Source organism: Streptomyces sp. NPDC005791 (assembly GCF_042871485.1).
In the GTDB taxonomy this organism is placed as follows: Bacteria; Actinomycetota; Actinomycetes; order Streptomycetales; family Streptomycetaceae; genus Streptomyces.
Window position 1 is genome coordinate 12549 of the sequence record NZ_JBIAIP010000014.1, and the last position, 14747, is coordinate 27295.

Annotated in this window: 9 protein-coding genes; all 9 read right to left on the reverse strand. The window is 71.0% G+C overall.

Translation table 11 applies throughout. The annotated features are described in order from the left end of the window. Position 1: 1 nt before the first annotated feature. The 9 genes from ACFYSH_RS25425 to ACFYSH_RS25465 all read right to left on the reverse strand — a co-directional run bounded on the left by ACFYSH_RS25425 (position 2) and on the right by ACFYSH_RS25465 (position 14733). Complete coding sequence (locus ACFYSH_RS25425; RefSeq protein ID WP_388755499.1) at positions 2-1984, reverse strand: ABC transporter permease; 1983 nt, start codon at positions 1982-1984, stop codon at positions 2-4. Further along, positions 1984-3036, reverse strand: coding sequence for a glycine betaine/L-proline ABC transporter ATP-binding protein (locus tag ACFYSH_RS25430; protein ID WP_388755502.1), 1053 nt, complete (start codon positions 3034-3036; stop codon positions 1984-1986). Before ACFYSH_RS25430 ends, ACFYSH_RS25425 begins: the two co-directional genes overlap by 1 nt. Beyond that, positions 3033-4604, reverse strand: a complete 1572-nt coding sequence (locus ACFYSH_RS25435) for a GMC family oxidoreductase (protein ID WP_388755505.1) — start codon at positions 4602-4604, stop codon at positions 3033-3035. Before ACFYSH_RS25435 ends, ACFYSH_RS25430 begins: the two co-directional genes overlap by 4 nt. A gap of 77 nt (positions 4605-4681) precedes the next feature. Further along, a complete protein-coding gene (locus ACFYSH_RS25440; RefSeq protein ID WP_388755508.1) occupies positions 4682-6214 on the reverse strand; it encodes an aldehyde dehydrogenase family protein in 1533 nt (510 codons plus the stop codon). Between the two features lie 463 nt (positions 6215-6677). Further along, positions 6678-7520: an amino acid ABC transporter ATP-binding protein gene (locus tag ACFYSH_RS25445; RefSeq protein ID WP_359465647.1), complete on the reverse strand. Its 843-nt coding sequence runs from the start codon at positions 7518-7520 to the stop codon at positions 6678-6680. 5 nt (positions 7521-7525) lie between these two features. Beyond that, positions 7526-8311, reverse strand: coding sequence for an amino acid ABC transporter permease (locus tag ACFYSH_RS25450; RefSeq protein WP_359465649.1), 786 nt, complete (start codon positions 8309-8311; stop codon positions 7526-7528). A gap of 14 nt (positions 8312-8325) precedes the next feature. Continuing rightward, positions 8326-9123 carry an ABC transporter substrate-binding protein gene (locus tag ACFYSH_RS25455; RefSeq protein ID WP_359465650.1) on the reverse strand — a complete coding sequence of 266 codons (798 nt, stop codon included), beginning with the start codon at positions 9121-9123 and terminating at the stop codon, positions 8326-8328. Positions 9124-9502: 379 nt separating this feature from the next. Beyond that, entirely contained in the window at positions 9503-11770 is a 2268-nt protein-coding gene (yicI, locus tag ACFYSH_RS25460; RefSeq protein WP_359465652.1) for an alpha-xylosidase, read from the reverse strand. Further along, positions 11767-14733 (reverse strand): glycoside hydrolase family 3 C-terminal domain-containing protein, encoded by a 2967-nt coding sequence (locus tag ACFYSH_RS25465; protein ID WP_359465654.1) that lies wholly within the window; start codon positions 14731-14733, stop codon positions 11767-11769. The genes yicI and ACFYSH_RS25465 overlap by 4 nt, the downstream gene beginning before the upstream one ends. Positions 14734-14747 lie beyond the last annotated feature (14 nt).

Sequence of the window (14747 nt, forward strand, 5' to 3'; positions counted from 1 at the left end):
GTCAGCTCTCCTTCCGCTGGCGGCGGGCGGTGGGCTGGGTGACCCGGTCCAGCATCAGCCCCAGGCAGACGATGGCGGCGCCCGCGACGAGGCCGGTGGCCAGGTCGCCCTGGGCGAGGCCGAACACGACCTCGTAGCCGAGCGCGCCGGAGCCGACGAGGCCGCCGATGATGACGACCGCGAGGACCAGGACGACACCCTGGTTGACGGCCAGCAGCAGTGCGGGCCTCGCCAACGGGATCTGGACCTGGCGCAGTTGCTGACCGCTGGTCGCGCCGAGCGAGCGGGCGCACTCCATCGCGGCGGGGTCGACGCCGCGCAGGCCCTGCGTGGTGATGCGGACGACGGCGGGCAGCGCGTAGACGACCGCTGCCGCGGCGGCGGGGGCGCGCCCCACGCCGAAGAGGGCGACGACCGGGATGAGGTAGACGAACTGCGGCATCGTCTGGAAGACGTCCAGGACCGGTCGCAGGAGCCGTTCGAAGCGCCCGCTGCGGGAGGCGCCCACGGCGACGGCGAATCCCAGGACCAGCGTGACGGCGACGGCGGCGAGGACCTGGCTGAGGGTGTCCATCGACAGGTCCCATACGCCGAGGACCCCGATGGCGGCCATGGCCAGCACGGCGGTGAGCGCGGTGCGCCAGGTGCCGATGGTCCAGGCGAGGGCCGCGACGATCAGCAGGACGGACCACCAGGGCAGGCCCTGCAGCCCGCTGCGGAGCGGGTTGAGGATCCAGTTGGTGAAGTGGGCGGCCCAGTCGGCGGTTCCGCCGATGACGGGGATGCCGGTGTAGAGGTGGTCGACCATCCAGTCCTTGGCCGTGTTGACCGGCTCCGCGATGGCGACGACGCCGCCCTCGGGCCAGACGCGGCCGCCGGTGTGGCGGCCCACGGCGGCGACGACCGCGGCGATGAGTGCGGCGATCCCCCAACCGCGGGCGCCGCGCAGGGCGGTGGGGCCGGTGGGTTCGGTGCCGATCTTCCGCCCGGCCGCCTCGGTCGTGCGGTCCAGCACGACGGCCAGCAGCACGATGGGGATGCCCGCGGCGAGCGCGGCGCCGACGTCGACGGAGGAGAGCGCCTGGTAGACGCGGTCGCCGAGACCGCCGGCGCCGATGACGGAGGCGATGACGGCCATGGACAGCGCCATCATGATGGTCTGGTTGAGACCGAGGAGCAGTTCCTTGCGGGCCAGCGGCAGCCGGGCGCTGAGCAGGCGCTGGCGGCCGGTCGCGCCGAGCGAGGCGACGGCTTCCATGACGCCGGCGTCGGCGCCGCGCAGTCCGAGTGCGGTGAGCCGGGCCATCGGCGGGGCCGCGTAGACGACGGTCGCGAGGACCGCGCCGGGGACGCCGATGCCGAAGACCAGCACGACGGGCAGCAGATAGGCGAAGGCGGGCAGCACCTGCATGGTGTCCAGGACGGGGCGCAGGACACGGAACGTACGGTCGGAGAGGCCCGCGGCGAGTCCGAGGAGCAGGCCCAGGACCACGGAGGCGAGGACCGCGACGGTCATCAGGGCGAGGGTCTGCATCGTCGGCACCCACATGCCGAGCAGCCCGCAGACGAGGAAGGACGCCCCGGCGGTCAGCGCGAGGCGCCATCCGGCCGTCCGCCAGGCGACGAGCGCGGCGACGGCGGTGACACCGGCCCAGCCGAGTGCGAGGAGCGCGAGGTAGACACCGCGCACCGACAGGACGACGGCGTTGCTGATGTGTCCGAAGAAGTAGAGGAACAGCGGGTGGCTGTCACGGTTGCCGATGATCCAGTCGTTGACCTCACCGAGCGGTCCGCCCAGGTCCACGGTCAGTGCGCCGGGCCAGGCCCCGCCGCCCCAGCGGGCGTGCGCGAAGGGTACGGCGGCGAAGGCGATCACCAGAAGCAGCAGAATCTTGCCGAGTGCGGGCCGGTCACGCAGGGCGGCGAGCGGGCCGCTCCCCAGGGGTCCGGAGGCGGTACGTGTGGTGGCTTGGGCGGTGGCCATCAGACAGTCACCTCACGGGCTCCCTGACCCGCGACCACGTCGAGCAGGCACGCGTGGTCGACGACGCCGAGCAGCCTGCCGTCCTTGATCACACGGGCGACCGGGTCGCCGGAGCGGGAGACGGCCTCGATGGCTTCGGAGACGGTGGCCCCGGGGCGGAGGGCAGGGCCGTGCTCGCTCTCGCCCGCGGTCGGCGGGCGCATGGCGCCGGCGACGGTGAGGACCTGTTCGCGCGGGACGTCCCGGACGAATGCGCGTACGTAGTCGTCGGCGGGCGAGCCGACGATCTCCTCGGGGGTGCCGAGCTGGACGATGCTGCCGTCGCGCATCAGCGCGATGCGGGTGCCCAGGCGGAGCGCCTCGCTGAGGTCGTGGGTGATGAAGACCATGGTGCGGCCCTCCTCACGGTGCAGCCGGACGACCTCGTCCTGCATCTCACGCCGGATCAGCGGGTCGAGCGCGCTGAACGGTTCGTCGAAGAGGAGGACGGACGGGTCGACGGCGAGTGCGCGGGCCAGCCCGACGCGCTGCTGCTGTCCACCGGAGAGCTGGGCGGGGCGGCGGTCCTCGAGGCCCGCGAGGCCGACCTTCTCGACCAGTTCGGCGGCTTTTGCGCGCCGTTCGGTCTTGCCGAGGCCCTGGATCTCCAGGCCGTAGGCGACGTTGTCGAGGACCGTGCGGTGCGGCAGCAGCCCGAAGTGCTGGAAGACCATCGCGGCGCGGTGCCGGCGCAGTTCGCGCAGCCGGGTGGTGTCCATGCCCAGGACGTCCTCGCCGTCGATGGCGAGGGTGCCGCTGGTGGGCTCGATGAGCCGGGTCAGACAGCGTACGAGGGTGGACTTGCCGGAGCCCGACAGGCCCATGACGACGAAGACCTCACCCTTCTCGACGTCGAAGGAGACGTCACGCACGGCGGCGGTGCAGCCGGTGCGCCGGCGCAGTTCGGCGGGCGGCAGCGCGGCGTGCTCGCTGCCGGGGATGCGGTCGGCCTTGGGCCCGAACACCTTCCAGAGGTTCCGGACGCCGAACACGGGGGTACTGGCTTCGCTCATCGGACATCGTCTCCGGTGGTCGGGGTCGCTCGGAGCAGTTCGGCGCACTTCTCGCCCACCATCAGCACGCCGATCATCGGGTTCACGGCGGGCATGGTCGGGAAGACGGACGCGTCCGCGATCCGGATGCCCTCCAGGCCCTGGACGCGCAGCTGCGGGTCGACGACGGCGGCGGGGTCGCCCACGGATCCGATGCGACAGGTGCCGGCCGGGTGGTAGACGGTGTGCGCGACCTTGCGGGCGTACTCGCTGATGTCCTCGTCGGACGTGACCTCGGGCCCGGGGCAGACCTCGCGCTTGAGCCAGTGGGCCAGGGGTTCGCTCTTCGCTATCTCGCGGGCGAGCTTGATGCCGTCGACCAGGGTGCGTCCGTCGTAGTCGTCCTCGTCGGTGAAGTAGCGGAAGTCCAGGGCCGGTTTGACCTCGGGGTCGGCGCTCGTGAGGTAGAGGCGGCCGCGGCTGCGCGGCTTGGGGATGTTCGGGGTCATCGACACGCCGTGCTCGGGCCTCTCGTAGCCGAGGCGCTCCGGGTTGTCGGTGAAGGGGATCTGGTAGAAGTGGAACATCAGGTCGGGGCCCCGGGATCCGGGGTCGCGCCGTACGAACAGGCCCGCGTCGGAGTCCATCGCGGAGTTCTCCGGGATGGGCCCGTCCGTCTCCCAGACGATGACCGACTCGGGGTGGTCGAGCAGGTTCTCGCCGACGCCCGGTGCGTCGTGGAGGACGGGGATGCCGAGCGCGGTGAGGTCCTTCGCCGGGCCGATTCCGGAGTGCATCAGCAGCCGGGGCGTGTCCACCGCGCCCGCGCAGACGATGACTTCGCGGGTGGCGCGCAGCAGCATCTCCTCGCCGTCCTTGGTGCGTACGTGCACCCCGGTGGCCCGGTTGCCGTCGAACTCCAGGCGGTAGGCCCATGTCTCCAGCAGGATCGTGAGGTTGGGGCGGTCACCGGCCTCGATGTGCGGGTGGAGGTAGGCGACGGACGCGGAGGAGCGCTTGTTGTTCTCCGGGTGGTAGGCCAGGTCGAAGAAGCCGGCGCCCTCGTGGAAGGGCTTCTTGTTGAAGCTGTCCACGCGCGGGACTCCGGCCGCCGCCTGTGCGGCGTCGACGAAGTCGCGGGCGATGGCGTTCCGGTCCTTCTCGTCGACGGGCACGATGTTGTTGCGCAGCCGGGCGAAGTAGGGGTCCATCGCGGCGGCGTCCCAGCCGTCGGCTCCGGCCTCGGCCCATTCGTCCCAGTCGCCGGGCAGCGGCTTGAAGCTGATCAGCGTGTTGTGCGAGGAGCAGCCGCCGAGGACGCGGGCGCGGCTGTGCCGGATGTGGGAGTTGCCGCGCGGCTGTTCGGTGGTGGGGTAGTCGTAGTCGAGGTCGCCACCGAGGAGGCCGAGCCAGCGGCGGAGGGTGAGGACGTCCTCGCGGTCGATGTCGGTCGGACCGCCCTCGACGACGGTCACGGTGACGTCGGGATCCTCGGTGAGGCGGGAGGCGATGACCGAGCCGGCGGTGCCGCCTCCGACGATCACGTAGTCCACGGGTTCGGGGCGTGCGGTGCTGGGGGACGGGGGCATCGGTTGCTCCTTCTGCAAGGTGCTGGCGTGTGCGTGGTGCGGCGAACAGCCGGGCGGGGAGAGACAGATCGCTCTGTTCAGCCGGCGAACCAGCGCTGCGGGCGCGGGTTGAGGTTCTGGTAGATGTGCTTGGACTCGCGGTACTCGGCGAGCCCGGTGGGGCCGAGCTCGCGGCCCGTACCGGACTTGCCGAAGCCGCCCCACTCGGCCTGCGGGAGGTAGGGGTGGTAGTCGTTGATCCAGACGGTGCCGTGCCGCAGCCGGCCCGCGACGCGCCGGGCGCGGCCCGCGTCGGTGGTCCAGACGGCACCGGCGAGACCGTAGTCCGTGTCGTTGGCCAGCCTGACGGCCTCTTCCTCGGTACGGAAGGTCTCGACGGTGAGGATCGGGCCGAAGGTCTCCTCGCGGACCACCTTCATCTCCCGGTGGCAGCCGTCCAGGACGGTCGGCCGGTAGAAGTAGCCGCTCGCGGGCCGTACGTCGGAGGGTTCGGGGCGGGCTCCGCCGGAGCGGACGACCGCGCCCTCCTCGCGGGCGGACGCGACGTACGCCTCGACCTTGGCGAGCTGCTGCGCGGAGACGAGCGGGCCGCACTCGACTCCGTCGACGGTGCCCCGGCCGAGCCGGATCGCGTCGGCGCGTCGGGCGAGCTCGGTGACGAAGCGCTCGGAGACGGACTCCTCGATGATGAGACGGGCCCCGGCGGAGCAGACCTGGCCGCTGTGGAAGAACGCGGCGTTCAGCGCCTGGTCGACGGCGGTGTCGAAGCCGGCGTCGGTGGCGCAGGCGTCGGCGAACACGACGTTGGGGTTCTTGCCGCCGAGTTCCAGGGCGACCTTCTTGACCGTGGGTGCGGCTGCCTGGGCGACCTTCGTGCCGCTGGCGAGCCCGCCGGTGAAGGAGACCATGTCGACGTCCGGGTGTTCGGAGAGCCGGGCGCCGACGGGGTCGCCCGCGCCGGTGACGAGGTTGGCGGCGCCGTCGGGCAGGCCGGCCTCGGCGAGCAGCCGGATCAGGTGGACGGTGGAGAGCGGGGTGACCTCGCTGGGCTTGAGCACGAAGGTGTTGCCGGCGGCGAGGGCCGGGGCGATCTTCCAGCTGGCCTGGAGCAGCGGGTAGTTCCACGGGGCGATCAGGGCGCAGACACCGACCGGCTCGTGCACGACGACGCTGTGCACGTCGGGGTCGCCGGCGTCGACGACGCGGCCGCCGCTCTCGTTCATGACGAGATCGGCGAAGTAGCGGAAGGCGTTGGTGACGTCGTCGACGTCGACGCGGCCCTCCTCCAGGGTCTTGCCGGTGTCGCGGCTCTCCGTGATCGCGATCTCCTCGCGGTCCCGCTGGAGGAACCCGGCGACCCGGCGCAGCAGCTCGGCGCGCTCGGCGACCGGCCGGTGGGGCCAGGGGCCGTCGTCGAAGGCGCGGCGTGCGGCGGCCACGGCCGCGTCGGTGTCCTCGGTGCCGGCCTCGGAGACGAGAGCGAGGACGGTGGCGTCGGCGGGGTCGAGGATCTCGCGTGTCGCACCTGATCCAGCCGCGCTCCAGGTGCCGTCGATGTGGAGGGTTTCCAGGGCGGCGGGGGGATGAGCCGACGAGCGGGGAGCCGACATGTAGTGATCTGCCTTCCGTGCCTGATTGCTCCGCACCGGTCCGGCCGAGCACATGAGCCGGCGCACAGGGTTCGGCACCGGCGATCTGGGTGCCTCCCCGGTTCGGCGAGATGTATGCCGAGATATTCACTCTGGGTGACGTGACTCACGTGAGGCGTCCGGCGGCACTGATGGCGAAGACACGGAGGGTGGCCGTTCCGGCCGGTCTGGGGCCGGGAGGGACCCCGACGGCTACGCGTTGTACGCGTCGGCACGGAGTTCGCCGCGCAGAGCCGACCACGCACGACGACGGATGTCCCGCCACCGAGGTACACCGGTGGCGGGACATCCGTCTTGTGCGCGCGTACGGGCGCTGACAGTCGTGCGCGCCTGGAAACGACCGCCCACGCCGCAGCAGCTGCACACGGACCACCACGTCCGATCCGGTACGTCCCGCCACGGCCTGTCCGCCCCCGCGGCACGGCTACACCGGGTCCGACCGCGTCCCCGTCCCGTCGGCGGCCGCGGCCGCCTCCGTCAGGTCCGCGGTGGCCGGGGTCAGCAGGCGTGCGAGGAAGGACCTGGTACGGGCATGACGGGGCGCGCCGATCACCCGCTCCGGGGTCCCCTCCTCCACGATGACTCCGCCGTCCATGAAGACGACGCGGTCCGCGACCTCCCTGGCGAAGCTCATCTCATGGGTGACGACGAGCATCGTCATCCCCTCGTCGGCCAGTGAGCGCATCACGGCCAGGACGTCTCCCACCAGTTCCGGGTCGAGCGCGGAGGTGGGCTCGTCGAAGAGCATCAGTTCCGGATCCATGGCCAGCGCTCGCGCGATGGCCACCCGCTGCTGCTGGCCGCCGGACAACTGCGCCGGGTAGGCGGATTCCTTGTCGGTCAGACCCACCCGGGCCAGCCGTTCGCGAGCGATCCGCCCCGCCTCCGCCTTGTCGCGGCCGAGCACTCGCCGCTGGGGGAGCGTCAGGTTCTCCAGAACCGTGAGGTGCGGGAACAGGTTGAACGACTGGAAGACCATGCCGATCCGCCGGCGCACCTTGTCGATGTCCACGTCCGGGTCGGTGACCTCGGCGCCGGCCACCGTGACCGTCCCCGATGTGGGCTCCTCCAACAGGTTCACGCAACGCAGCAGCGTGGACTTGCCCGAACCGGACGGGCCGATGACACACACCACCTCGCCCCGTGCGACCGAGAAGTCGATGCCCGCGAGCACCTCCAGCGCGCCGAACGACTTGCGCAGGCCCCGCACGTCGATCGCGGACCCGCTCACCGCCGCCGCGCCGTCCGCCGTCGATACCGCCTTCACCGCGGTCACCTCGCCTTCGCCGTACGCGCTTCGAGCCGCCGGACCAGGTGGCCGAGCGGCAGAGTGATGATCAGATAACACAGGCCGGCGATGAGGATCGGAGTCAGGCTGCGATTCTGGTTCAGGGCGTCCCGGCCGAACTTGGCCAGCTCGTACTGGGAGAGCGACAGGCCCAGCAGGTACACCAGGGACGAGTCCTTGGTCAGCAGGATCAGTTCGTTGGTGAGCGGCGGCAGAACGATGCGCAGGGCCTGCGGGATGATGATGGACACCATGGCCCGGTTCTGCGACATCCCCAGTGAACGTGCGGCCTCCATCTGCCCCTTCGGGACCGCCTGTATCCCCGCCCGTATCGTCTCCGCCATATAGGCTGCGCCGACGAGGCCGAGCGCCAGCATCACGGTCACATACTGGTTGAGCGCGACCTGGAAGGCGAGCGGTACGCCGAAGCCGAGGGCGATGAAGACCAGCAGTGCGGGGACTCCGCGGAAGAACTCGATGTACGCAATGGCCAGCCAGCGGTACGGCGGGACGCGCGACAGCCTCATCAGCGCGAGCAGCAGCCCCGCGACCAGCCCGAATCCGAAGCCGAGGAGGGTGTAGACCACGGTGTTGAGCAGGGCGGTGGTGATGATGTCGGGGAACTGCGCCTTGGCGACACCGACATCGAAGAACGCCCGTCGGATCTCACCCCAGTCGGCGGCCAGGGCGACTACGAGCAGTACAGCAGCGAGGACAGCGTACTGACCGCCTCGGATGGCGCGGGTCCGTTGTCTGCGGGATATGGACATCGGTAGCGGTTTCCTCACTTCTTGGGAGCGGCGGGGAACCACTTCTTGTAGATCCGGTCATAACTGCCATCGGCTTTGGCGTCGGTGATCACCGTGTCGATCTCCTTGCGCAGGGCATCGTTTCCGGTGCGCACCCCGATGCCGTACTCCTCCCCCGTGTCGAACTCGGCGGTGACCTGGGTGTCCGGGTTCTTGCGCACGTATTCGAAGAGCACGCCGTTGTCGTTCACCGCGGCATCGACCTGTCCGGTCTTCACGGCCGTCAGCAGCAGAGCCAGGTCCTCGAACTGCACGGTCGTCACGCCTTGGGCGTTCTTCTGCGCGTACGTCTCTCCCGTGGTGCCCTGCTGGACCCCGAGCTTCTTTCCCTTGAGGCTTGCCAGCGACGTGAAGGAGGAACCCTTCTTGGCGATCAGGGCCTGCGTGGCGTCGAAGTAGCCGATGGAGAAGTCCAGGTTCTTCGCGCGCACCGGCGTGATCGTCATACCCGCAGCGGCCAGATCGCACTTGCGGGTGTTGAGGTCCTCGCCGCTCTGGATGCCCTCGAAGGGCGTGTCCACGATCTCCTGGGTGACCTCGAGCTTCTTGGCGACCAGATCCACGAGGTCCACGTCGAAGCCGACGACGGCATCGTCCTTACGGACCTGGAAGGGTTCATACGGCAGGTGCGTGCAGGTGGTGAGCTTGCCGGACCGCACCAACTCCAGTTCGCCGCCGGACGCGGACGGTTTGGTGCTGGTGCAGCCCGTGAGCACGGCGACTGCGGTGAGGGTGGCGGTGGCTACGACAGACAGTACGGAACGAGCGGACACGACGTCTCCAGGGTTCGGCTGGCCAACAGCCGCACTTCGGCGGTGAGTTGGTTTGATCTTGCCATCGGATGGGCCGGATGTCGCCTGTCGGGCCCCGTCCTGGGCCGGGCCGCGCCGGTGCTGCCCGAGCCGGCCTGCGGGTGGGCGGCGAGGACACGCTCGGGCGTGCGGTCGGACAGCCCGCGGCCCAGGCGCAGCGGGCAGGGGCGGCACAGCGTCCGGCGGTGCCGTGGATGCGCGGTCCGCGGGCCGGCGCGGCCTACGCGATGTCCCGGGCGGCGTCGGCGTCGGCGGTTCAGGTCTGACGCAGTGCTCGCGGCCGCAGGGGCCCGGTGCGTGCACCGGGCCCCTGCGGTTCCTCCTCGTCGCGGTCGGACGGTCAGGCGACGGAGACCGTTCCCGTCCCCTCCCCCGCGACCCCGGACTCCTCGACGACCACACGGTAGGGGCGCTCCGGCTTCTGCGCCGTGACCCGCGTGCCCGCGTCGTCCCGCTCGACGTGGAAGGACGCCGCCGGGCTGCCGGTCAGGTCCGGCACCGTGATCGTGCGCTCGTCCGGGCCGGAGCCGAAGACGCGCAGGGTGAGGCCGTCCAGCCAGTCGCCGTCCGGGCGCTGGTCGTCGGCGCCCCACGGCAGTACGGCGCCGTCCCGGACCAGCAGGGGCAGGCTGTCGAAGCCGTGCGTCTCGCGCCGCCAGGCGGGCCCGGTGACGCGCTCGCCGGTGAGCAGCGAGGTCCAGCCGCCTTCGGGGACGTAGTACTCGACCTCGCCGTCCTCCGTGAAGACCGGGGCGACCAGCAGGTCCGGGCCGAGCATGTACTGCCGGTCCAGGGTGCGCGAGGCGGGGTCTTCGGGGAACTCCGCCAGCATGGGCCGCATCATCGGGATGCCCGTGCGGTGCGCCTCGGCGGCCACTCCGTAGAGGTAGGGCATGAGGCGGTGCTTGAGGAGGGTGAACTTCCGTGCCACCTCGACGGCTTCCTCGCCGAACTCCCACGGCACGCGGTAGGAGACGTTGCCGTGGAGCCGGCTGTGCGAGGAGAGCAGGCCGAAGGCGAGCCAGCGCTTGAAGACCGCCGGGTCGGGGGTGCCCTCGAAGCCGCCGATGTCGTGGCTCCAGAAGCCGAAGCCGGACAGGGACAGCGAGAGACCGCCGCGCAGGGACTCGGCCATGGCGGTGAAGGAGGCGAAGCAGTCGCCGCCCCAGTGCACCGGGAACTGCTGCCCGCCCGCCGTGGCGGACCGGGCGAAGAGCACCGCCTCCCCGGCCCCGCGCTCGTCCTCCAGGAGTGCGAAGACGGCCTCGTTGTAGAGGTGTGTGTAGTAGTTGTGCATGCGCTCCGGGTCGGAGCCGTCGTGCCAGACGACGTCCGTGGGGATGCGCTCGCCGAAGTCCGTCTTGAAGCAGTCGACGCCCTGGTCGAGCAGGAGACGCAGCTTGTCGTTGTACCAGGCGCGGGCGGCCGGGTTGGTGAAGTCGACCAGCGCCATGCCCGGCTGCCACAGGTCCCACTGCCAGATGTCACCGTTGGGCCGCCGCACCAGGTAGCCGTGTTCGGCGCCCTCCGCGAACAGGGTGGACTTCTGGGCGATGTACGGGTTGATCCACATGCTGATACGCAGTCCGCGCTCCTTGAGGCGGGCCAGCATCCCCTCCGGGTCGGGGAAGACCTCGGGGTCCCAGAGGAAGTCCGACCACTGGTATTCGCGCATCCAGAAGCAGTCGAAGTGGAAGACGCTCAGCGGGATACCGCGATCGGCCATCCCGTCGACGAAGGAGGTGACGGTCTCCTCGTCGTAGGACGTGCAGAAGGACGTGGTCAGCCAGAGACCGAACGACCAGGCCGGCGGCAGCGCGGGCCGGCCGGTCAGCGCGGTGTAGCGGGACAGGACGTCCTTCGGCGTCGGGCCGGCGACGACGTAGTACTCCAGCGACTGGTCCTCGACGCTGAACTGCACCTGCCCCACGGATTCCGAACCGACCTCGAAGGAGACCTTTCCGGGGTGGTTGACGAAGACGCCGTAGCCACGGGAGGAGAGGTAGAACGGGATGTTCTTGTAGGCCAGTTCGCTGCTGGTCCCGCCGTCCGCCTGCCAGATGTCGACGCTCTGGCCGTTCTTCACGTACGGCGTGAAGCGCTCGCCGAGCCCGTAGACGTTCTCGCCGACGTCCAGGGCGAGCTGGGCGATCATGTGGTGGACGCCGTCAGGTGTGGTCGCGAAGGCGGTCCCCTTGGAATCCACTCCGGTGAGACGCCGTCCGTCGCCGTCGAGGAAGGTGATCCCCCAGGGCCCGTCGCCGTCCATGCGCAACGTCAGCGGACCGCTGGTGAGTTCGGTGACGGCGCCGTCCCGGCGGGTGCGGGCGGCGGGCGCCGTGGTGTCGTCCGCCAGCAGCGTGAAGTCCGGCCCACGCCGGGCCTTGCCCGCGTGGTGGGTGGTGCGTACCCCGATGACCCCTTCGGCCGGGGAGAAGCATTCGACGGTGATCAACGGAGTGTTGAGCGTGTCACCGCGTGCCGCGACACGCTTGACCGCGGCGTACGCGGTGAACCGGTCGGCGTCGACCCGCAGATCACGGATCTCGGTCGCGTACGAGGCGCGGACACCCTCACGCATCAGCCAGAAGCCGTCGGTGAACCTCATGCGGTCTCCTCAGCGTGGATGACGTCGATGCGGGCGAGACGCACGGTCCCTGTGAGGTCGATGCACAACTCGCCGACCACCCCGCGGATCTCGTGTTCGACCTCGATGGTCCGGTAGTCGTACGGGCCGCCGGTGTCCGGGAACTGGACCGTCATGCCGAGTCCGCCACCGCCCACGGAGATGCGCCCCTCCCCCGAGACCAGGAACGTCAGTCCGGCCACCCCCTCACCGAAGTCGCACGCCCGGTAGACGAGTCGTCCCGCCTCGTCGGCGGAGGTGGAGGCGGGGGCGACGGCGTCACCCTCCGTCTTCGCGCGGTCGACGATCACCGTGCCCCGCTGCCAGTCGTAGTCGGCCGCCTCGAGGCCGCGCGTCGCCACCGGGCGGGGCCCCTGCGCTTCCCCGTCGACGGCCACCGTGGCGGTGAGCCGGATGTCGGCGCTCGACGCGCCCGCGAGGATCTCGTACGTACCGGGCTCGACGGTCCACCGGCCGTGGGCCACGCTCCAGTGCCCCAACTCCTCGACGGCCACGTCGAATTCGATGTGCTGCGCCGCACCCGGCGCGAGGTGAACCCGGCGGTGGGCTGCCAGCTTGAGCCGTGGCAGCTCCGAGGGTGCGGACAGGCCGGGCAGCAGGCGACCGAGGCGTGCGCCCCCGGAGGTGCCCGGCTCCATGGGCGAGTCCGGCTGTACGGGCGCGGCCTCGCGCACGTAGAGCTGTGCCACCTCGTCGGCGGCGACGGAGCCGTCGTTGGTGACGGTCAGTGACACACGCATCCGCTCGCCGTCCAGCTCCGCCCGGAGCTCGGAGTAGGTGAAGTCGGCGTACCCGAGACCGTGTCCGAAGGGGAAGAGCGGGGTGCCGTCGAAGTAGAGGTAGGTCTGCCGGGAGCCGATGATGTCGTAGTCGAACAGACCGGGCAGATCGTCGTCGCTCGCGTGCCAGGTCTGCGGGAGCCGGCCGGCCGGGGACACGTCACCGGCGAGGACGCGGGCGAGCGCGGTGCCGGCCGCCTGGCCGCCGTGGGCCGTCCAGAGCAGGGCCGGCAGCCCGTCCGCCGCGTCATTGACCGCGTACGGGTAGGCGGAGGACAGGACGAGGACCGTACGCGGGTTGGCGGCGTGCGCGGCGCGCCACAGGCGGTCCTGCTGGGCGGGGAGGGCGAGGGTCGTGCGGTCCTCGGTCTCCCGGCCGTTGATGTGCGGGTCGTTGCCGGCGACGACGATGACGGAGTCGGCTGCCGCGGCGACCCGGGCCACTGCGTCGGCGCCGTGCTCGACGGTCTCCTGCTCGAAGACCGTGGCGGCGTCGCGGGCAATGTTCTGACCGGACTCGGCAACCTTCGCGCCGTCGGCGGCGACCGACACGTATCCACCGGTCCCGATGTGCAGAAGGCGGTGCCCGCCGTCGTGCCCCTCCACCGCCTCCATGCGGAACGTCTCCTGGACGACCCAGCCGCCCGGCTCGTCCGCCGACGCCCTGACGTATCCGTCGTCGGCGACGGAGAGGTACAGCCCGTCGTCCGTGCGCAGGGTGAGGACACCGTCGCCCCAGTCGACGAGGGCGAGTTCGGTGGCCTCGTCGCCGCAGGTCAGCGGCGGCAGATCGGTGCGGCCGGCGAGGAGTGCCGGGTCGAGGGCACCTTCCGCGCCCCGCGCCTCCCCCTCCGTCGCCCCGTCGGCGACGGGCACCCGGAGCCAGCCGTCGGAGCACTTCAGCCGGATGCGGTCCACGCCCTCCGCGAAGAGGACGTTCTCGGCGCCGTACCGCTCGCGGATGCCGTCGAGCGGCGTGGAGCGGTGCATGAGCGTGCCGCTGTACCAGTCCAGCTTGCAGGTGTCGGCGAGGAGCCCGACCACTGCGACGGTCCGGCCGTGCTCCGGTTTCAGGGGCAGCAGATCGTCGTTCTTGAGCAGGACGACGGCCTGTTCCGCGGCTTCGAGGGCGAGCGCCCGGTGCTCGTCGGTGTCCAGGTCGTCCACGCGCGCGTACGGATCGAGCTCGGGGTCGAACTCGCCGAGCGCGAAGCGCATCGCGAGCAGCCGGCGGACCGCCGTGTCGATGTCGCTCTCGTCGATGAGCCCCTTGGCGAGCGCGTCGCGGATGCGGCCGGTCATGACCGAAGAGTCCGTGCCGTGGTCGGTGAAGCTGTCGACGCCCGCCTTCAGGGAGGCGGCGGTGGCCTCCTCGTGGGTGTCGAAGTAGTGCTCGGAGTCGACCAGGTTGGAGGGCGCTCCCGCGTCCGAGCAGACGACGAGCGGCTGGTCGGTCCAGCGCCGCAGATGCTGCCCCAGGAGCGGGGACACATGGTTCGGCCGTCCGTTGACCAGGTTGTAGGCCGGCATGACCCCGGCCACCGCCCCGGCCCGTACGGCGTCACGGAAGGCACGCAGGTCGTACTCGTGCAGGACACGCGGGCGCACCGAGGACGAGGCGGTGTCGCGGTCGGTCTCGTTGTTGTGCGCGAGCCAGTGCTTGAGCACGGGGGCGGTGCGCCAGTAGTGGGGGTCGTCGCCGCGCAGTCCCCGGGTGTAGGCGACGGCGATGGCGGAGGTGAGGGTGGGGTCCTCGGAGTACCCCTCCTCGCCGCGGCCCCACAGCGGGTGGCGCAGCAGGTTCACCGTCGGCGCCCATACGTTGAGCCCGACGCGGTCGTCCTGGGCGCGCTTGGCGCGTACCTCGTTGCCGACGGCCTCACCGATCCGGCGGACCAGGTCGTCGTTCCAGGTGGCGCCGAGGCCGACGGCCTGCGGGAAGACAGTGGCGGGCCCCATCCAGGCGACCCCGTGCAGGGCCTCCTGGCCGGTTCGGAACGGGCCGAGGCCCAGCCGCTCCACCGCCGGGGCGAACTGGTGCAGCATCGCGATCCGCTCGTCGAGCGTGAGCCGTCCGAGCAGGTCGTCGGTGCGCCGGGAGAAGGACAGCTGCGGGTCGCGGAAGGGAAACGGATGGTCCGTCACGTGCGGGTCCCCTT

Coding starts and splice junctions, on each gene's coding strand:
- ACFYSH_RS25440 (WP_388755508.1), bottom strand. CDS start 6,214: ATGTCGGCTCCCCGCTCGTCGGCTCATCCCCCCGCCGCCCTGGAAACC.
- ACFYSH_RS25425 (WP_388755499.1), bottom strand. CDS start 1,984: ATGGCCACCGCCCAAGCCACCACACGTACCGCCTCCGGACCCCTGGGG.
- ACFYSH_RS25435 (WP_388755505.1), bottom strand. CDS start 4,604: ATGCCCCCGTCCCCCAGCACCGCACGCCCCGAACCCGTGGACTACGTG.
- ACFYSH_RS25450 (WP_359465649.1), bottom strand. CDS start 8,311: ATGTCCATATCCCGCAGACAACGGACCCGCGCCATCCGAGGCGGTCAG.
- ACFYSH_RS25430 (WP_388755502.1), bottom strand. CDS start 3,036: ATGAGCGAAGCCAGTACCCCCGTGTTCGGCGTCCGGAACCTCTGGAAG.
- yicI (WP_359465652.1), bottom strand. CDS start 11,770: ATGAGGTTCACCGACGGCTTCTGGCTGATGCGTGAGGGTGTCCGCGCC.